At 69.9% G+C, this 16,292-nt stretch carries 19 protein-coding genes; 8 read left to right on the top strand and 11 right to left on the bottom strand.

The window, feature by feature from the left end:
* Positions 1-203 precede the first annotated feature (203 nt).
* The 3 genes from Q4F04_RS10840 to Q4F04_RS10830 all read left to right on the top strand — a co-directional run bounded on the left by Q4F04_RS10840 (position 204) and on the right by Q4F04_RS10830 (position 2,725).
* A complete protein-coding gene (locus Q4F04_RS10840) occupies positions 204-1,079 on the top strand; it encodes a 3-hydroxybutyryl-CoA dehydrogenase (protein ID WP_303369845.1) in 876 nt (291 codons plus the stop codon).
* Between the two features lie 67 nt (positions 1,080-1,146).
* A complete protein-coding gene (locus tag Q4F04_RS10835; RefSeq protein WP_368660716.1) occupies positions 1,147-2,235 on the top strand; it encodes a type III polyketide synthase in 1,089 nt (362 codons plus the stop codon).
* Positions 2,228-2,725 (top strand): isoprenylcysteine carboxyl methyltransferase family protein, encoded by a 498-nt coding sequence (locus Q4F04_RS10830; protein WP_303369844.1) that lies wholly within the window; start codon positions 2,228-2,230, stop codon positions 2,723-2,725. The genes Q4F04_RS10835 and Q4F04_RS10830 overlap by 8 nt, the downstream gene beginning before the upstream one ends.
* On the opposite strand, the gene plsY is transcribed toward Q4F04_RS10830, so the two are convergent.
* The 5 genes from plsY to Q4F04_RS10805 form a co-directional block, all read right to left on the bottom strand.
* The gene (plsY, locus tag Q4F04_RS10825) at positions 2,713-3,291 is read right to left on the bottom strand and encodes a glycerol-3-phosphate 1-O-acyltransferase PlsY (protein WP_303369843.1); all 579 of its coding nucleotides are present in this window, start codon (positions 3,289-3,291) and stop codon (positions 2,713-2,715) included. The genes Q4F04_RS10830 and plsY overlap by 13 nt on opposite strands.
* Before the next feature lie 19 nt (positions 3,292-3,310).
* A complete protein-coding gene (pyrC, locus tag Q4F04_RS10820) occupies positions 3,311-4,585 on the bottom strand; it encodes a dihydroorotase (protein ID WP_303369842.1) in 1,275 nt (424 codons plus the stop codon).
* Positions 4,586-4,590: 5 nt separating this feature from the next.
* Positions 4,591-5,046 carry a hypothetical protein gene (locus tag Q4F04_RS10815; RefSeq protein ID WP_303369841.1) on the bottom strand — a complete coding sequence of 152 codons (456 nt, stop codon included), beginning with the start codon at positions 5,044-5,046 and terminating at the stop codon, positions 4,591-4,593.
* The gene (locus Q4F04_RS10810) at positions 5,039-6,007 is read right to left on the bottom strand and encodes an aspartate carbamoyltransferase catalytic subunit (protein WP_303369840.1); all 969 of its coding nucleotides are present in this window, start codon (positions 6,005-6,007) and stop codon (positions 5,039-5,041) included. The genes Q4F04_RS10815 and Q4F04_RS10810 overlap by 8 nt, the downstream gene beginning before the upstream one ends.
* Positions 6,008-6,252: 245 nt before the next feature.
* Positions 6,253-6,861: a YqgE/AlgH family protein gene (locus tag Q4F04_RS10805; protein WP_303369839.1), complete on the bottom strand. Its 609-nt coding sequence runs from the start codon at positions 6,859-6,861 to the stop codon at positions 6,253-6,255.
* Between the two features lie 113 nt (positions 6,862-6,974).
* On the opposite strand from Q4F04_RS10805, the gene Q4F04_RS10800 reads away from it, so the two are divergent.
* On the top strand, positions 6,975-7,757 hold the full coding sequence (locus Q4F04_RS10800; protein ID WP_303369838.1) for a protein-disulfide reductase DsbD domain-containing protein: 783 nt from the start codon (positions 6,975-6,977) through the stop codon (positions 7,755-7,757).
* Here the strand turns inward: Q4F04_RS10800 and Q4F04_RS10795 are convergent.
* Both Q4F04_RS10795 and Q4F04_RS10790 read right to left on the bottom strand, forming a co-directional pair.
* A complete protein-coding gene (locus Q4F04_RS10795) occupies positions 7,736-8,566 on the bottom strand; it encodes a uracil-DNA glycosylase (RefSeq protein ID WP_303369837.1) in 831 nt (276 codons plus the stop codon). The two genes, Q4F04_RS10800 and Q4F04_RS10795, sit on opposite strands and share 22 nt — an antisense overlap.
* A 38-nt stretch (positions 8,567-8,604) precedes the next feature.
* Complete coding sequence (locus tag Q4F04_RS10790; protein ID WP_303369836.1) at positions 8,605-9,561, bottom strand: L-threonylcarbamoyladenylate synthase; 957 nt, start codon at positions 9,559-9,561, stop codon at positions 8,605-8,607.
* 118 nt (positions 9,562-9,679) lie between these two features.
* Here Q4F04_RS10790 and Q4F04_RS10785 point away from each other — a divergent pair, with 118 nt between their 5' ends.
* The 4 genes from Q4F04_RS10785 to Q4F04_RS10770 all read left to right on the top strand — a co-directional run bounded on the left by Q4F04_RS10785 (position 9,680) and on the right by Q4F04_RS10770 (position 13,367).
* On the top strand, positions 9,680-11,371 hold the full coding sequence (locus Q4F04_RS10785) for an acyl-CoA dehydrogenase (RefSeq protein ID WP_303369835.1): 1,692 nt from the start codon (positions 9,680-9,682) through the stop codon (positions 11,369-11,371).
* Positions 11,368-12,417 carry an MBL fold metallo-hydrolase gene (locus tag Q4F04_RS10780; protein ID WP_303369834.1) on the top strand — a complete coding sequence of 350 codons (1,050 nt, stop codon included), beginning with the start codon at positions 11,368-11,370 and terminating at the stop codon, positions 12,415-12,417. The genes Q4F04_RS10785 and Q4F04_RS10780 overlap by 4 nt, the downstream gene beginning before the upstream one ends.
* Before the next feature lie 64 nt (positions 12,418-12,481).
* On the top strand, positions 12,482-12,658 hold the full coding sequence (locus Q4F04_RS10775; RefSeq protein ID WP_303369833.1) for an aa3-type cytochrome c oxidase subunit IV: 177 nt from the start codon (positions 12,482-12,484) through the stop codon (positions 12,656-12,658).
* Between the two features lie 64 nt (positions 12,659-12,722).
* On the top strand, positions 12,723-13,367 hold the full coding sequence (locus Q4F04_RS10770; protein WP_303369832.1) for a hypothetical protein: 645 nt from the start codon (positions 12,723-12,725) through the stop codon (positions 13,365-13,367).
* Positions 13,368-13,532: 165 nt separating this feature from the next.
* Here Q4F04_RS10770 and Q4F04_RS10765 read toward each other — a convergent pair whose 3' ends face one another.
* From Q4F04_RS10765 to greA, 4 genes are all read right to left on the bottom strand, one after another.
* Positions 13,533-13,862 carry an AzlD domain-containing protein gene (locus tag Q4F04_RS10765; RefSeq protein ID WP_303369831.1) on the bottom strand — a complete coding sequence of 110 codons (330 nt, stop codon included), beginning with the start codon at positions 13,860-13,862 and terminating at the stop codon, positions 13,533-13,535.
* Positions 13,862-14,614: an AzlC family ABC transporter permease gene (locus Q4F04_RS10760; RefSeq protein WP_303369830.1), complete on the bottom strand. Its 753-nt coding sequence runs from the start codon at positions 14,612-14,614 to the stop codon at positions 13,862-13,864. The genes Q4F04_RS10765 and Q4F04_RS10760 overlap by 1 nt, the downstream gene beginning before the upstream one ends.
* A gap of 73 nt (positions 14,615-14,687) precedes the next feature.
* The gene (locus tag Q4F04_RS10755; RefSeq protein ID WP_303369829.1) at positions 14,688-15,551 is read right to left on the bottom strand and encodes a hypothetical protein; all 864 of its coding nucleotides are present in this window, start codon (positions 15,549-15,551) and stop codon (positions 14,688-14,690) included.
* Positions 15,552-15,573: 22 nt separating this feature from the next.
* Positions 15,574-16,044, bottom strand: coding sequence for a transcription elongation factor GreA (gene greA, locus Q4F04_RS10750; RefSeq protein ID WP_303369828.1), 471 nt, complete (start codon positions 16,042-16,044; stop codon positions 15,574-15,576).
* Positions 16,045-16,292 lie beyond the last annotated feature (248 nt).

The following is a 16,292-nucleotide window of genomic DNA, read 5'->3' as shown; positions in this document are numbered from 1 at the left end:
TCTTCCAGGTCGCCGACTACGGACTGGTCGGCGACATCTTCACGGTGCTGCCGGAACTGACCGAGAAGCTCTGATCCTCCGGCGATCGATCGAACCGCCCGGCCGCAACCGGGCGGTTCTTTCTTGTCCGGCGTTTTCGCATTGAACCGCCACCGCCTGCCGACCTATCGTCCCCCGGAACCGGAAAGCGAAGGGAAACAGGCATGGCGGTGCAATCGGTGGGCGTGATCGGCGCCGGGCAGATGGGCAATGGCATCGCCCATGTCTTTGCGCTTTCGGGCTATGATGTGCTGATGACGGACATCTCGGCCGAGGCGATGGCCAAGGCGGTGGCCCTCATCGACAGAAACCTCGAACGGCAGGTCAGCCGCGGCAGGATCTCGGCCGAGGACAAGGCCGCCGCCATGGCCCGCATCCGCACCACGCCGAATGTCGAGGAACTGGGCCAGACCGACCTGGTGATCGAGGCCGCGACCGAGCGCGAGGACGTCAAGAACCGCATCTTCGAGCAGATCGTCCCGCATCTTAAGCCCGAAACGATCCTGACCTCGAACACCTCGTCGATCTCGATCACCCGGCTGGCGTCCCGGACCGACCGCCCGGAACGCTTCATGGGCTTCCATTTCATGAACCCCGTGCCGGTCATGCAGCTGGTGGAACTGATCCGCGGCATCGCCACCGACGAGCCGACCTACCGCACCCTCTGCGGGGTGGTCGAGAACCTGGGCAAGATCCCCGCCAGCGCCGAGGATTTCCCGGCATTCATCGTGAACCGCATCCTTGTGCCCATGATCAACGAGGCTGTCTATGTGCTGTACGAGGGCGTCGGCAACGTCCGGTCGATCGACCAGTCGCTGAAGCTGGGGGCGAATCACCCGATGGGGCCACTGGAGCTTGCGGACTTCATCGGGCTCGACACCTGCCTTGCGATCATGAACGTGCTGCACGACGGGCTGGCGGACACGAAATACCGCCCCTGCCCGCTGCTGGTGAAATATGTCGAGGCGGGCTGGCTCGGCCGCAAGACGGGGCGCGGCTTCTACGACTATCGCAGCGGGGAGCCGGTCCCCACCCGCTGATGGGCGATTGACGGAAGGCCGCGTCCGGGCGCAGGCTGCACCGCGCCCCTCGTGAAAGGACGAACCCGTGACCGCTCCGTGGACTGACCGCCGGCTCGCCGCGGGTGGAACCGAGGACGAGGTGGGGCTGCTGGGGCTGGCGACGGCCCTGCCACCCCATGTCCTGCCGCAGATTGAGGTGATCGCCCGCGCCCGCGAGTTGCTGGCGCCGCGCTATCCGCAGTTCGAACGGATCGTCTCGGCCTTCGAGAACGCCGGCATCGACAAGCGCCATTCGGTCGTGCCGCTCGACTGGTTCGGTCAGCCGCATGGCTGGAAGGCGCGCAACGACGCCTATCTTTCAGGGGCCGCCGACCTGTTCCGCGAGGCCGCGGGGCAGGCGCTGGCCGCGGCCGGGCTGCGGGCGGACCAGATCGACGGCATCGTCACCATCTCCTCGACCGGGGTCGCTACGCCGACGCTCGAGGCCGTGGTGGCGCGGCAGATGGGCTTCCGCGCCGACGTGATGCGGGTGCCGGTCTTCGGCCTCGGTTGCGCGGGCGGCGTCTCGGGGCTGTCCATCGCGCGGGACTTGGCGGCAGCCCGTCCCGGATCGCGGGTGCTGCTGGTCGCGGTGGAAACCTGCACGCTGCTGTTCCGCATGGACCGGATGGACAAGGCCGACATCATCGCGACCGCCTTGTTCGGCGATGGCGCGGCGGCGGCGGTCCTCGGCTCGGGTCCCGCCGCCGGGTCCGCGCCGCGTCTTGGTCGCGGCGTGCAGCACATGTGGCCCGACACGCTGCAGATCATGGGCTGGGGCGTCGATGACATCGGCCTGGGGGTGATCTTCGACCGCTCGATCCCCGGTTTCGCGACCGATCAGCTCGGCGCGGCCTTCGCTGGGATGCGTCCGGCCCTCGGGCCTGCGCCCGTCACCCGCCTTGTCTGCCATCCCGGCGGGGCCAAGGTCGTCACCGCCATCGAGACCGCGCTGGACCTGGCCGACGGCACGCTGGACCTTGAACGCGAGGTCCTGCGCGACGCCGGCAACATGTCCGCGCCCACCGTGCTTTTCGTGCTGGAACGGATGCTGGCGCGGCAGCCGCAGGGCCGGCTGCTGCTGTCGGCGCTAGGTCCCGGCTTCACCCTGTCGATGCTGCCGCTGGATGTCTGAAGCAGTCTGGCCCTCGGCGCTGTTCATCGGCTTCCTGATCGTCCAGCGATTGGCGGAACTCGCCCTTGCCCGGCGCAACACCGCCCGCCTGCTGGCCCGCGGCGCGGTGGAACATGGCGCGGCGCATTACCCCCTGATCGTCGCCCTGCACGCTAGTTGGCTTGCCGCCATCGCGCTGCTGGGCTGGGGAGAGCCGGTCAGGCCCTTCTGGCTGGCGATCTTCGTGCTGCTGCAAGCGCTGCGGCTGTGGATACTCGGCACCCTCGGCCCGCGCTGGACCACCCGCATCATCGTGCTGGACGAGCCGCTGGTGCGGCGCGGCCCGTTCCGCGTCCTGCGCCATCCGAACTACACGCTGGTGGTGGCCGAGATCGCGGTGGCGCCGCTGGTGCTTGGCCTCGGCTGGGTGGCGCTGGTCTTCTCGGCCCTCAACGCGGCTGTGCTGGGCATCCGCATCCGGTCGGAAAACGCCGCGCTCTACCCGCGCTGACCGATCCGCGGCTCGGTCCCCGCGACCAGCCTGGCGATGTTGGCGCGGTGCTTGAGGAAGATCAGCAGCGCCATGAACAGCGCCGCCAGCGCCAGCCCCTGCGCGCCGAAGACCAGCGCGAGGATCGGCGCCCCCGTCGCCGCGACCAGCGCCGACAGCGAGGAGATGCGGGTGATCGCCGCCGTCGCCAACCACAGCCCGCAGGCCATCAGCCCGACGGGCCAGAAAAGCGCAATCATGGTCCCAAGGAAGGTCGCAACCCCCTTGCCGCCCTTGAACCCGAGGAAAACGGAAAACAGATGCCCGAGGAAGGCCGCGGCCCCCGCGACCAGCGCAGCGTCCTCGCCCCCCAGCCAGCGGGCAACCAGCACCGCAACCGCGCCCTTGCCGCTGTCCAGCAGCAAGGTCGTCAGCGCCGCGCCCTTGTTCCCCGTTCGCAGCACATTGGTTGCGCCGATATTGCCCGAGCCGATCTTGCGCAGGTCGCCCAAGCCCAGCGCCCGGGTGATGAGGACGCCGAAGGGCACCGATCCCAGCAGATAGCCGAGAACCGCGGCAAGGATCATTGTCCCCGCTCCGACCGGCTCAAGCATCCTCGCCCCCGAAGACGCGCTTTCCGCCGACCCATGTTCCCAGCACACGCCCTTCCATCCGGGCGCCATCGAAAGGCGTGTTCTTCGACTTGGACCGCAACGCGAAGCGGTCAAGCACGAAGGGCGCATCGGGATCGAACAGCACCAGATCGGCGGCCGCCCCGATGGCGAGCCGCCCGCCCTCCAGCCCCAGCCGACGCGCCGGGTTCAGCGACATCGCCCGCCATAGTTGCGCCAGCCCCACGCCGCCCCCATGATAAAGCCGCATGGCGGCGGGCAGCAGGGTTTCCAGCCCCACTGCGCCCGGTGCCGCGACCTCGAAGGGCAGGCGCTTGGCCTCCTCGTCCTGCGGCGTGTGGAACGACCCGATCACGTCGATGCGCCCTTCGGCCACTGCCTCGACCAGCGCCAACCGGTCGTCCTCGGACCGCAGCGGAGGGGTCAGGCGGAAGAAGGTCCGGTAATCCCCCACGTCGAACTCGTTCAGCGTCAGGTGGTGGATCGAGGTCCCCGCCGTCACGTCCAGCCCCGCCGCCCGCGCCCGGTCCAGCACCGCCAGCGCGGCGGCGGTGGTGATCTGGTCGGCATGCCAGCGCACCCCCGTCGATTCCACCAGCGCGAGGTCGCGTTCCAGCCCCATCCGCTCGGCCAGCGGCGTGACCGCGGGCAGCCCGTAAAGCGAGGCAAACTTGCCGCTGGTCGCCACAGCCCCGCGCGACAGCCCCGCGTCCTGCGGATGCCCCACGATCAGGGCATTGAGGCCACGGGCATAGGTCATGCACCGCGACAGCAGCCGGGTGCTTTCCACCACCCGCACCCCATCGGTGAAGGCGATGGCGCCCGCGTCCTGCAGAAACCCCATCTCGACCATCTCGGCGCCCATGCGTCCGCGCGTCAGCGCCGCCTGGTGGCGGATGCGGACGGGCTGCTCGGACGCCCGGCGGGTCACGAACTCCAGCGCTTCGGGTGCGTCGATGGGCGGATGCGTGTCGGGCCGGGCGACGATGGTCGTCACTCCGCCCGCCGCCGCCGCCAAGGCCGCCGAGCGCATGGATTCCTTGTGCCGCTCGCCCGGCTCTCCGATCTTGACGCCCCAGTCCACGATCCCCGGCGCAAGGCATCTGCCGCCGCAGTCGATAACCGTGGAGCCTTCCGGCGCGTCGTCGTCCACGGCGACGATCAGGCTGTCCTGAACGGTCAGACTGCCCGGCTCATCCGTCAGCGCCTCGGGGTCGATCAGGCGGGCATTCTGGAAATGCAGGATCATCTTGGTCAGCCTGATCCGAGCGACTTAGTGAATCCGCCGAGAACGCCGCCGATCAGATCGCCTACGCTAGACCATGAGCGATCAGAGCGGTTAGACGACGAAGCCGATTTCATTGCCTCACCGAGCGTCAAACCACCGTCAAGCTTTCGGTCCAGCGATCCAAAGCCGAAAGACGTTAAGACGAGGGTTTTCCACACAATCCGTTCGTCCTCGTCGTCTCCGATAGCTGCATCCGTTTGGCGGATCACGCCTTCGTCTAGCAGCCACGCTGTCACGCCATCAAACAGCGCAATTTCAAAGTCACCGCAGTCATCAAAGAAATCTCTAACTGACAGAGTAGTGGGGATTAACCCTCGCTCTGCTAAGCGAGCCACCAATCTTGCTACCAGAGACTTACTTTCGGCAAGATAATCTGCCGGGTCTTCGTCTTGGGATAAATCGACTATCTTGATCTCAGACATAGGTTCCCTCCCCCGCCGCCTTCGCCCCTCGCTCGGCGCGCAGGTTCCTTGCCAGCAGGTCCATGGCGGCCATGCGGACGGCTACGCCCATCTCGACCTGGTCCTGGATCACGCTGCGGTTGATGTCGTCGGCGATGGTGCCGTCGATCTCGACGCCACGGTTCATCGGGCCGGGATGCATGACGATGGCATCGGGCTTGGCCAGTGCCAGCTTCGGCGCGTCCAGCCCCCAGCGGTGGAAATACTCGCGTTCCGAGGGGATGAAGCCGCCGTCCATCCGCTCCTTCTGCAGCCGCAGCATCATGACCACATCTGCGTCCTTCAGCCCTTCGGCCATGTCCTCGCAGACCTCGCAGCCAAGCTCGCCCACGCCGGACGGCATCAGCGTCGCCGGACCGACCAGCCGCACGCGGTTCTCCATCTTGCCCAGCAGGATCAGGTTCGACCGCGCCACGCGGCTGTGCGCGATGTCGCCGCAGATGGCGACGGTCAGCCGGTGCAGCCGCCCCTTGGCGCGGCGGATCGTCAGCGCGTCCAGAAGCGCCTGCGTCGGATGCTCGTGCCGGCCGTCGCCCGCGTTCAGCACGGCGCAGTTCACCTTTTCGGCCAGAAGATTGACCGCGCCGGAATGGGGATGGCGGACCACCAGCAGGTCGGGCTGCATCGCGTTCAGCGTCAGCGCGGTGTCGATCAGGGTCTCGCCCTTCTTCACGGACGACTGCGCCACAGCCATGTTCATCACATCGGCGCCCAGCCGCTTGCCGGCAAGCTCGAAGCTCGACTGGGTGCGCGTGGACGCCTCGAAGAACAGGTTGATCTGGGTCAGCCCCTCCAGCGCGTCGCCGTGCTTCACCGTGCGGCGGTTCAGCGCGACATAGCTTTCGGCAAGGTCGAGAAGCGTCGTGATCTCGGCGGGCGAAAGCTGTTCGACGCCAAGCAGGTGGCGGGCGCGGAACGTCATGAACGGGCCTCCGGGATCGCGGGTGGGGCCTCTATCGCAAACCCGCGCTGGTCCGGCAAGCCAAGGCTTCTTTCCGGCCCGAATGCCCCCCGGGGTTTCCGGGCGCCCGGACAGGAAGCGGATCAGAAAACAGCCTTCAAGGCTGTTTTCCTGCCGGATGAGACCGGCGGATTGTTTCCAGCAAGGAAGGCCGCGGCAGTCGCCCGCAAGGACAGCGGGGGCACCGCCCTTGGCCCTGCGGCCTCTCAGGCGTGCCCGGCGGCCGTGGACAGGGCCAGCGGATCGACGCCCAGCGACCTCAGCGCGGCCTGCCATTTCTGGGCGTTGTCGGTGCCGAAGATCAGATCGTCCCCGGCCTCGGCGGTCAGCCAGCCGTTCGCCATCATCTCGGTTTCCAGCTGGCCCGCATCCCAGCCCGCATATCCCAGCGACAGCACCGCCCGGTCCGGCCCCCTGCCGCTCGCGATGTCCTCGAGGATGTTGCGCGTCGTCGTCAGCCCCAGCCGCAGCCCGCCGATCCGCAGCATCCCCTCGTCCTCGCTGTCGTCCGCGGGCAGCGGATGCAGGACAAAGCCGCGTCCGGGTTCCACAGGGCCGCCGAAATGGACGGGAACAGCCGGGGCGGTTCCCTTCGAGTCGATGCCGAGCTGTCCCAGCAGGTCAGAGAATCCGATGCCGGGCAGGGGCTTGTTCAACACGATGCCCATGGCGCCTTCGTCGCCGTGGGCGCAGATCAGCACCACGGAATGGGCAAAGCGCGGGTCGGTCATGCCCGGCATGGCGATCAGCACCTTGCCGGTCAGGTTGTCGGGCCGGTGTCCCCGGGAATCTGCGGAATCATCGGAACGGGTCATGGGTCTTCCTTTCGGATGAAACATCGGCATCCCGCGGCCCTCGCGCAAGATTGCACGGCGCCGTGGCGCAGATGTGACTTCCGCCCCGGCCCCGTCCGCCCTAGGTCGGTTCCATGACGCGCCTTGCCCTGCCCCTTGCCGCCTTTCTCGCCCTTGGCCCCGCATGGGCCGGCGGCCTGCCGCCGGGACTGGCGGGGGCCGAGCTGCTGCCCCCCTACACCACCGAGGCCGGCAGCCTGATGACCGCCCTGCGGCTGGAGCTTTTGCCGGGGTGGAAGACCTACTGGCGCAGCCCGGGCGACAGCGGGGTGCCGCCGCAGTTCGACTGGACGGCGGCGACGAACCTCGGCCATGCCGCACCGCACTGGCCGCGCCCCGAGGTGATCAATTCGGGCGGAGAGCGGACGCTCGGCTATCACGACGCGCTGGTGCTGCCGATCGAGATCACGCCCGCCGCGCCGGGACGGCCGGTCGGCGGAAGGGTCGGAGTCGAGCTGGGCCTCTGCCTCAACGTCTGCGTGCCCGCGCATCTGTCGATGGCGCTTCCCCCCGTCACCCCCTTGCCGGACCCCCGCATCATCGCGGCGCTGGCGCAGGTGCCCGAGACGGTCGAGGCGGCGCTGAACTGCGACGTGACCGAGATCGCCGACGGGGTGCAGGTCGCGGCCTCTGTCGAAGTCATTGCCGGCGCGGGCACCGCCGCCGCGCTGGAGCTTGCCGCGCCCGAGGTCTGGGTGTCGGCCCCCGACCTGACGGCGGAAGACGGGCGGCTGACGGCGGTCGCGGATTTCGTGCCGCCGGCCGCCCGCCCCTTTCCGCTGGACCCCGCGCAGGTGCGGCTGACGCTGATCGGCCCCGAGGGCGCGGTCGAATATCAGGGCTGCGATCCGGCCTGAAGCCGGGCGGAAAGCGACAGCAGGTCCGCCCAGGCCTCGCGCTTGGCTGTGGGGTTGCGCAGCAGATAGGCGGGATGGGTCATCGGCAGGGCGGGCCGGCCGAAGGCTTCCGTCCAATGCCCCCGCAGCCGCAGGATGCCGTCCCGGCCCAGCGCCGCCTTGCAGGCCGCGTTGCCCATCAGCACAAGAAAATCCGGTGCCGCCAGTTCGACATGGCGGGCGACGAAGGGCAGCATCGCGTCGATCTCGGCCTGTTCGGGGCGGCGGTTGCCGGGGGGCCGCCAGGGCAGGACATTCGTGATGTAAAGCGCGCGTTCCGCGTCCGCCGCCTGCCGCGACAGGCCGATCGCCTCGAACATCCGGTCGAGCAACTGCCCGGAACGTCCCACGAAGGGGCGGCCCTGCCGGTCCTCCTCCTCGCCCGGCGCCTCGCCGAGGATCATCACCCGGGCAGAGGGGTTGCCGTCCGAGAAGACGAAGTTCCGCGCGCCCCGGCGGATGTCCAGCTCCTCGAAGCCGCTCTGGATCTCGGACAGTTCGGCCAGCGTCCGGGCGCGGGCGGCCATGGCCGCCGCCTGTCCGGCCTGACCGTCCCGTTCGAGGCCCGGCAGCGCCCCCGTCCCCTGACCCGAGGTCATCGGCGCGGCAGGCTCGGGACGCGCCACCGGGGGCCGGACAGGCTCGGCATAGCGGTCCACCGGCGCATTGAGGATCGGCTCGTCCACGCCCATCTCGCGCTGCCATTCCAGCAGCGCCAGCGCGGTTTCCGCGTCGAGGGTCGTCCCTCTCCATGTCGGTTCGGCGGTCATGGGGCGAAGCTAAGGGGACGGCGGCTTTCCGGCAACCGTCAGCGCGGCGCCGCGGCGCGGGCCAGCCGGTCGTTGATGGCAAGCCCCAGCCCCTCGGCCGGGATGAGCGCCACGGCGATGGGACGGCCCAGCCGGTCCGCGGCGCGCAGGATGTCGAACAGTCGCGCCGCGGCCTCGGTCAGATCGCCCGAGGCCGACAGCGTCAGGTCGCCCGCGACCGGGCCGAAGCCAATCAGCGTCTCGCCGTCCTGCCGGTCGGTCGCACCAAGCCGGACGCTCGCCGCGGGGGCGTAGTGGCTGGAAAGCTGCCCCGGCGCGTCGGGGGCGGAAAGGTCGGTTCCGCGCGCCAGCGGATGGCCCAGCGCGGCCTCGATCGCTTCGGCCGGAACCCCGCCAGGGCGCAGCAGGGTGGCCGCGCCGTCGCGCCAGCCGACGATGGTCGATTCGACCCCGACCGGACAGGCCCCCCCGTCCACCACCGCCGCGATCCGGCCCGGAAGCCCTGTGTCGGGGTCCAGCACATGCGCCGCCGCCGTCGGGCTGATCCGGCCCGAGCGGTTGGCCGAGGGGATCGCCAGCGGCCCGCCGAAAGCCGCCAGCACCGCGTGCCCGATCGGATGCGAAGGCACCCGCAGGCCCACCGTCTCAAGCCCCGCGGTCACGATCCCCGGGATGCCCGCCCCGGGGCGCAGCGGCACCACCAGCGTGAGGGGACCGGGCCAGAAGGCCCGCGCCAGCCGCAGCGCCTCGTCATCAAAGGCGCCGATCTCATGGGCCGCCCCGGCATCGGCCAGATGCACGATCAGCGGGTTGAAGGACGGGCGCCCCTTGGCCGCGTAGATGCGCGCCACTGCCTGGCCGTTCCGGGCATCGGCGGCCAGCCCGTAGACCGTCTCGGTCGGCAGCGCCACGGTTTCCCCCGCCGCCAGCAGCCGGGCCGCATGGGCGATGCCCTCGGGGTCGGGACGCAAGGTCAGGGTGGGACGGCCGGTCATCGCGCCTCGTTGCGGGTTGCGGTCGGCCGGACGACGGCTAGGGTTGCGGCAACGGTTCAGATACGCGCGCCGGGCCGGAATGCAACGGCCCTCGCGTGGCAAGGGGGGAAACAGTTCCATGGCCTATCGCGCGCCCGTCGGCGACATCGCCTTCATCCTCGAATCCGTGGTGCCGCTGGCGCCCGTCGCCGCGACCGAGCGCTTCGCCGAAGCGACCCCCGACACCGTCGCCGCCATCCTGGGCGAGGCCGGGCGCATGGCCTCCGAGGTGCTGGCGCCGCTGAACCGCAAGGGCGACCTGACGCCCGCGCGGCTGGAAAACGGCACGGTGCGGACCTCGCCCGGCTTCGACCAGGGAATGGCGGCCATCGCCGAGGGCGGCTGGATCGGGCTGTCGGCCGATCCCGAATACGGCGGCGCCGGCCTGCCGCAGACCCTGAACGTCGCCGTGGGCGAGATGATGGCGGGCGCAAACCTTGCGCTGCAACTGAACCCGCTGCTGACGCAGGGCCAGATCGAGGCCCTGCAGCACCACGCCGATGACGAGATCAGGGCGCTCTACCTGCCCAAGCTGATCTCGGGCGAATGGAACGGCACCATGAACCTGACCGAGCCGCAGGCGGGGTCCGACGTGGGCGCCCTTTCCACGCGGGCGGAACCCGACGGGGACGGCACCTACCGCATCACCGGGCAGAAGATCTTCATCACCTGGGGCGACAGCGACGTGAATGCGAACACCTGCCACCTGGTGCTGGCCCGCCTGCCAGACGGGGGCAAGGGCACGCGGGGCATCAGCCTCTTCATGGTGCCGAAACACATCCCCGACGAGAACGGCAGGCCGGGCGTCGCCAACAGCCTCAAGGTCGTGTCGCTGGAACACAAGATGGGCATCCACGGCTCGCCCACCTGCGTGATGAGCTTCGAGGGCGCGCAGGGCTGGCTGGTGGGCGAGGCGCACAAGGGCATGGCCGCGATGTTCACGATGATGAACTCGGCGCGGCTGGCCGTGGGGATGCAGGGCGTCGCGGTGGCCGAGGCCGCGCTGCAGCACGCCTCGGGTTATGCGGCGGACCGCGGCCAGATGGGTCCGATCATCGCCCATCCGGACGTGCGCCGGATGCTGGCCACCGCCCGCGCCGAGGTCTTCGCCGCCCGCGCCATCGGCCTGGCCTGCGCGCAGGCGCTGGACATGGCGGCGGCCACGGGGGATGCCGACTACGCCGCCCGCGCGGCCTTCCTGACCCCCATCGCCAAGGCCTATGGCACCGACGTGGGCTGCCGCGTGGCCGACATGGGCGTGCAGGTCCATGGCGGCATGGGTTATGTCGAGGAAACCGGCGCCGCCCAGTATCTGCGCGACGTCCGCATCACCCCCATCTACGAAGGCACCAACGGCATCCAGGCCATCGACCTCGTGCTGCGGAAGATGATGGACGGCGGCGAGACCGCCTTCCGGCTGATCGACGAGGTGCTGGACGGCGCCAAATCCGCGCAAGCCGAACTCCCCGACCTTGCCCGCGCCGTGTGGGAGGCGGCCGAGACGCTGCGCGACGCCACGACCGCGCTGATCGAATCGGGGCAAGCCGACCGGCTGGCGGGGGCGATGCCCTATCTCAATGCCTTCGCCCGGGTGCTGGGGGCGCATTTCCACCTGATCGCCGCGCTCAAGGGCGACGAATCGCGCAAGGTTCTGGCGCGCATCTTCATCACCCGCGTCCTGCCCCGGAACGCTGGCGACCTGGCCGAGGCGCGGGCGGGCATCGCCGATCTGCAGGCCATCCCCGACGCCGCCTTCGCCGGCGTCGCATGACGGCCGCGCCCCGGCCCGCCGACGGCATCCGCCACCCCTGGCCCGAGCCGCCGGCGGAAGGCGAGGCGACCGAGGTCGCGCCCGGCGTGTTCTGGATGCGGCTGCCGTTGCCGATGCGGCTGGATCACGTCAATGCCTATGCCCTGGCCGATGCCGACGGCTGGACGATCGTCGACACCGGCTTCGACACCAAACGCGCCCGCACCATCTGGCAGACCCTGCTTGCCGGGCCGCTGGCGGGCGCGCCCGTCGCGCGGGTGCTGGCGACGCATCAGCATCCCGACCACATCGGGCTGGCCGGCTGGTTCATGGACCAGGGGGCGGAACTGCTGACCAGCCGGACGGCCTGGCTGTTCGCGCGGATGCTGGCGCTTGACGTGCAGGACAGCCCCGTGCCGCAGCAGGTGGAGTTCTGGCGCCGCGCCGGCATGGACGAGGCGCGGCTGGACCAGCGGATGCGGGAACGGCCGTGGAACACCGCCGATGTCGTCCACCCGCTGCCCTTGGGCTATCGCCGGCTGCGGGATGGCCAGCGCCTGCGCCTTGGCGGGCGCGACTGGACCGTGCTGACCGGCGAGGGCCATGCGGCCGAGCATCTGACGCTCTGGTCGGACAGCGACGATCTGGTGATCGGCGGCGACCAGTTGCTGCCCGGCATCTCGCCCAACCTCGGGGTTTACGCGACCGAGCCGGGGGCCGATCCGGTCGGCGACTGGCTGGACAGTTGCGCCCGCTTCGCCGGCCTGGCCGAGCCGCGCCACCTTGTCCTGCCGGGCCACAAGCTGCCCTTCACCGGCCTGCCGCAGCGGCTGCAGCAACTGGCGGAAAACCACGAATCGGCCCTGCGCCGGCTGGCGGCCGCCTTGGCCCAAGGTCCGCGCACGGCGGCGGGCTGCTTCGACCTGCTCTTCGGCCGCCGGATCGGCGACAGCGAATACGGGCTGGCGCTGGCCGAGGCGGTCGCGCATCTAAACGCGCTGCACAAGCGCGGCCTTGCGGAACCCGTCGGCACCGACGCGCTGGGCGGGGTGTTGTGGAGGGCGTGACAGCGCCCGCGCTTTGGGCTAGCGATACGCCGACATGCCGCGACCAGGGAAGAACGGAAGACAGATGGCCACGACGCATTCGCAGAACTCCGCCGACCGCCACGCCGAGGGTCATCACACCCACGGCACCATGAACATCACCACGCAGGAGCGGACCTTCAACGGCTTCATCCGTCTTGCGACCTGGTCCGCGGTGGCCGTCATCGCGATCCTGATCTTCCTGGCGCTTTCCAACGTCTGAAAACCGCCATCCGCCGACCGCCCAACGAAGGCGGCGGCTTCGAGGGACCGAGATGATGATGCCGATGCACCGGCGCTCTTTCCTGGCGCTGTCCGCGACGGCCGCCTTGGCGGCCTGCGCCGAGCCGCGCTGGGCCGACGACGACACGCTGCGCCGCGTCCGCTTCGTGTCGGGCGAGCCGCCCTCGATCACGCTGTTCACGATCATCGGCATCCCGCGCGGTGAGGGCGGCCATTCCGCCCTGATGATCAACGGCAGCCAGCGGGTCATCTACGATCCCGCCGGAAGCTGGGAACACCCGCAGATCCCCGAACGCAACGACGTGCTTTACGGGATCACCGACAACTTCAAGCGCTTCTACATCGACTATCACGCTCGTGAGACCTACTGGGTGGCCGAGGACACCGTCTTCGTCCGCCCCGAGGTGGCCGAGGCCGCCATCCGCGCGGTCGAGGCGCAGGGAGCCTCGCCGAAAAGCTACTGCGCGGTGAACAGCGGACAGGCCTTGCGCAACGTGCCCGGCTTCGAGGGGGCGCCCACGGGCTTCAGCCCGCTCAAGCTGCGCGAATGGTTCCTGACCCTGCCGGGGGTGCAGTCGAAACGGCACCAGGACGGCGATCCGGCCAACAACCACAATGTCCTGCTGCGGCAGAAGGATGGCTCGGTCGAGGGCTACCGGGACGGGCAACTGGTGCGGACGGCACGGTAAGGATGGGGGCGCTGCCCCCGCCTTCGGGCCACTGCCGTGGCCTTCCTCGCTGGAAACAGCCCGCTGGACCATCCGGCAGGAAAACAGCCTTGAGGGCTGGTTTCTGATCCGCCTCCTCTCCCGGGCGCTCGGAAGTCCCCGGATATTCGAGGCCGAAAGGCGGTTTCAGCCGAGCCAGGTGCCCAAGGCCAGCACCGCGCCGCCGGCGATGATCGCCCAGAGCGTGTTGCGGGTGAGAAGGCCCAAGCCCACCGTCGCCGCTGCGGCCGCAAGGCGCACCGGGTCGAGCTGCCCGCCGGTGGCGGCCGGCCATAGCACCAGCGGCGCGACCATTGCGGGCAGGACGGACACCGCCGTGTAGCGCAGGATGCGCTGCGCCCATTCCGGCACCGGGCGGTCGCCGACGACGCTCAGGAAGGACCAGCGCAGCAGGAAGGTGCCGATCCCCAGCACCACGATCACCAGCCAGATGGTGGCGTCGGAATAGCCCTGCATCAGTTCTTCCCCCGGCGGACCTGCCATGTCTCGACCGCCGCCCCCGCGGCCATGCCCAGCGCGCCCGCGACCAGCACGCCCGTGCCGGAGGGCAGGCCCGAGAGCGCCAGCGCCGACAGGACCGCGACCAGCGCCGCCGCGACATGGGCGAGCGTGCGCAGCATCGGCGCGATCATCGCAAGGAAGGTGATCGGCACCGCGAAATCCAGCGGCCAGTCCGCCGGGATCATCTGCCCCGCCGTGGCGCCCACATAGGTGAACAGCATCCAGGGCAGGCACAGGACCGGCGAGGCGCCGAAGACATAGGCGACGCGTTCGGCCACGGTCAGGTCGGGGCGGCGCTCGAACTGCTGGATCGCCATGCCGTAGGTCTGGTCCACCAGCACATAGGCGATCACCGCCCGCTGCCAGCCGGCCGCGCGGCCGATCCAGGGCGTCAGCGATGCCGAATACATCGCCATCCGCAGGTTGATCGCCAGCGACGAGGCCAGCACGATCAGCACCGGCGCCTGGTCGGACATGAGTTGCACGGCGCTGAACTGCGACGCCCCCGCCAGCACCACGATGGAAAAGCCCACCGTCTGCACGATGTCGAGGCCGGCGGCGGTCGCGACCACCCCGAACAGGATCGAGAAGGGCACCAGCACCAGCAGGAAGGGCAGCGCCTGCAGGAAGCCCATGCGGGCGGCCCGCGCCGCCGAAGGGGCGGGCGCGCCGCCCTCTGCCGCCACGGGCCGAACTGTCTGCGTCATGAAAGGAAATCCGCCTGTCCTTGCGGCGGCCAGCTTTAGCGCCGGTGCAAGGACAGGCGCAAGGCCGCGGGCATCAGCCGAACCTGCCCGTCACCTGCGCCAGCAGCCCGAAGGCCCGGCCCGAACGGGTGATGGCAAGCGCTTCCAGCCCGACGTCCTCCAGCTCGGCCGCGACCCGCGCCAGCGCCTTGTCATACTGGCGGATGAAATGCTGGGCGGCGTCGCGGAAAACCTCGTCTCCCTGCATCAGCCCGGCGGTGATCTGGACGACCTCGCCATCTCCGCTTGCCAGGGCGGCAAGCGCCGGGCCGCGCTCGCCATCCATCAGGCGCCGCCACAACCCCGCCGAGGCCGCGGGGCCGGGCAGGTCGTCGGTGTAGACCCCGTGCTGCGCAAGCAGCGTCACCACGTCCTGCGCGGCGCGGATGATGCGGGCGGCCTCGGGATCGGCCAGCGCCGCGCGCAGGGCCGCGATGGCCTCGTGATCTTCGGGCCCGTCGGGAAAGTTCAGCGCCGTGACCAGATCGACCGGGGACACCCGCACCGGCGGGGCAGGCCGGGGCGGCTCGGGACGGGCGGTAGCCGCGGGCGCCCGCGCTGTGGCCGCCGGCCGCGCGCCGGCGGGCGGGGCGGACACCATGCGGCCCGGCTCGGGTTCGGCGCGGGCAGGCGCGTCCTGACCGGCCCCGCGCAGCATGTCCAGCCGGGTCCGCAGCAGCATCGCCTCGGCCCTGAGATCGGCAATCGCGCCGGCAAGGCCCACGGCCATCCAGATCAGCGCGAAAGGCAGGATCACCCCCAGAAGCGAGGCCAGCCGCACCAGCCCCGAAGCCGGCGCCCCTTCCGGTCCCAGAAGCCAGAACAGCAGCACCAGCAGAAGCCAGGCGGCAGAGGCGACGAGCCCAGCCACAACCGCCCGGTCGCGTCTTTCGGTCATGCGGCGCAGCCGTCCGGCAAGGTCACTCATAGCGGATCGACAGGATCTCGTAGGACTTCTGGCCGCCGGGCGTCGTCACCTCGACGCTGTCGCCCTCGTCCTTGCCGATCAGCGCGCGGGCGAGCGGCGAGCGGACGTTCAGCAACCCGCGCTCAAGGTCCGCCTCCTGCTCGCCCACCAGCTGGAAGGTCTTTTCCTCGTCACTGTCCTCGTCCACGACGGTCACCTTCGCGCCGAACTTGACGCTGCCCGACAGCTTGGCGGGATCGATCACCTCGGCGCGCGAGATGACCATCTCGAGTTCCTTGATCCGGCCCTCGATGAAGGACTGCTTTTCGCGCGCCGAGTGATATTCGGCGTTCTCGGACAAATCGCCATGCTCGCGCGCCTCGGCGATGGCGCGGATCACGGCGGGACGCTCGACCGCCTTGAGGTCGCGCAGCTCGGCGTCGAGCTGGTCGAAGCCCGCGCGGGTCATCGGTATCTTTTCCATCGCTTCCTCGTGTGCAAACGCCCCCGGCCTTGGGCGGGGGCGTCATCAGATGCCGGGGCATCGTGCCCCGGCCGCGGGGCCGACGCAAGCGCCTGCCGTGGGGGGAATGCACGTCATGGCGTGTTGTGCAAGGGGGAGAACACCCCTATGTCGGGACGAATCCGCGATCCAGCGATGCCAGAGGGGGCCAGCCATGAGCACGATCGAACGCGAATCGATGGACTTCGACGTTGTGATCGTCGGGGCGG

Origin of the sequence: Paracoccus sp. (in: a-proteobacteria), assembly GCF_030536915.1 — a bacterium.
Lineage (GTDB): Bacteria > Pseudomonadota > Alphaproteobacteria > Rhodobacterales > Rhodobacteraceae > Paracoccus.
The sequence above is the reverse complement of the archived record's forward strand: the minus strand, read 5'-3'. Positions and strand labels throughout refer to the sequence as shown.

Bases quoted from the DNA above. Each gene is read 5' to 3' on its own strand.
- Q4F04_RS10840 (WP_303369845.1), top strand. From the start codon at position 204: ATGGCGGTGCAATCGGTGGGCGTGATCGGCGCCGGGCAGATGGGCAAT.
- Q4F04_RS10830 (WP_303369844.1), top strand. From the start codon at position 2,228: ATGTCTGAAGCAGTCTGGCCCTCGGCGCTGTTCATCGGCTTCCTGATC.
- plsY (WP_303369843.1), bottom strand. From the start codon at position 3,291: ATGATCCTTGCCGCGGTTCTCGGCTATCTGCTGGGATCGGTGCCCTTC.
- pyrC (WP_303369842.1), bottom strand. From the start codon at position 4,585: ATGATCCTGCATTTCCAGAATGCCCGCCTGATCGACCCCGAGGCGCTG.
- Q4F04_RS10815 (WP_303369841.1), bottom strand. From the start codon at position 5,046: ATGTCTGAGATCAAGATAGTCGATTTATCCCAAGACGAAGACCCGGCA.
- Q4F04_RS10810 (WP_303369840.1), bottom strand. From the start codon at position 6,007: ATGACGTTCCGCGCCCGCCACCTGCTTGGCGTCGAACAGCTTTCGCCC.
- Q4F04_RS10805 (WP_303369839.1), bottom strand. From the start codon at position 6,861: ATGACCCGTTCCGATGATTCCGCAGATTCCCGGGGACACCGGCCCGAC.
- Q4F04_RS10800 (WP_303369838.1), top strand. From the start codon at position 6,975: ATGACGCGCCTTGCCCTGCCCCTTGCCGCCTTTCTCGCCCTTGGCCCC.
- Q4F04_RS10795 (WP_303369837.1), bottom strand. From the start codon at position 8,566: ATGACCGCCGAACCGACATGGAGAGGGACGACCCTCGACGCGGAAACC.
- Q4F04_RS10790 (WP_303369836.1), bottom strand. From the start codon at position 9,561: ATGACCGGCCGTCCCACCCTGACCTTGCGTCCCGACCCCGAGGGCATC.
- Q4F04_RS10785 (WP_303369835.1), top strand. From the start codon at position 9,680: ATGGCCTATCGCGCGCCCGTCGGCGACATCGCCTTCATCCTCGAATCC.
- Q4F04_RS10780 (WP_303369834.1), top strand. From the start codon at position 11,368: ATGACGGCCGCGCCCCGGCCCGCCGACGGCATCCGCCACCCCTGGCCC.
- Q4F04_RS10775 (WP_303369833.1), top strand. From the start codon at position 12,482: ATGGCCACGACGCATTCGCAGAACTCCGCCGACCGCCACGCCGAGGGT.
- Q4F04_RS10770 (WP_303369832.1), top strand. From the start codon at position 12,723: ATGCACCGGCGCTCTTTCCTGGCGCTGTCCGCGACGGCCGCCTTGGCG.
- Q4F04_RS10765 (WP_303369831.1), bottom strand. From the start codon at position 13,862: ATGCAGGGCTATTCCGACGCCACCATCTGGCTGGTGATCGTGGTGCTG.
- Q4F04_RS10760 (WP_303369830.1), bottom strand. From the start codon at position 14,614: ATGACGCAGACAGTTCGGCCCGTGGCGGCAGAGGGCGGCGCGCCCGCC.
- Q4F04_RS10755 (WP_303369829.1), bottom strand. From the start codon at position 15,551: ATGACCGAAAGACGCGACCGGGCGGTTGTGGCTGGGCTCGTCGCCTCT.
- greA (WP_303369828.1), bottom strand. From the start codon at position 16,044: ATGGAAAAGATACCGATGACCCGCGCGGGCTTCGACCAGCTCGACGCC.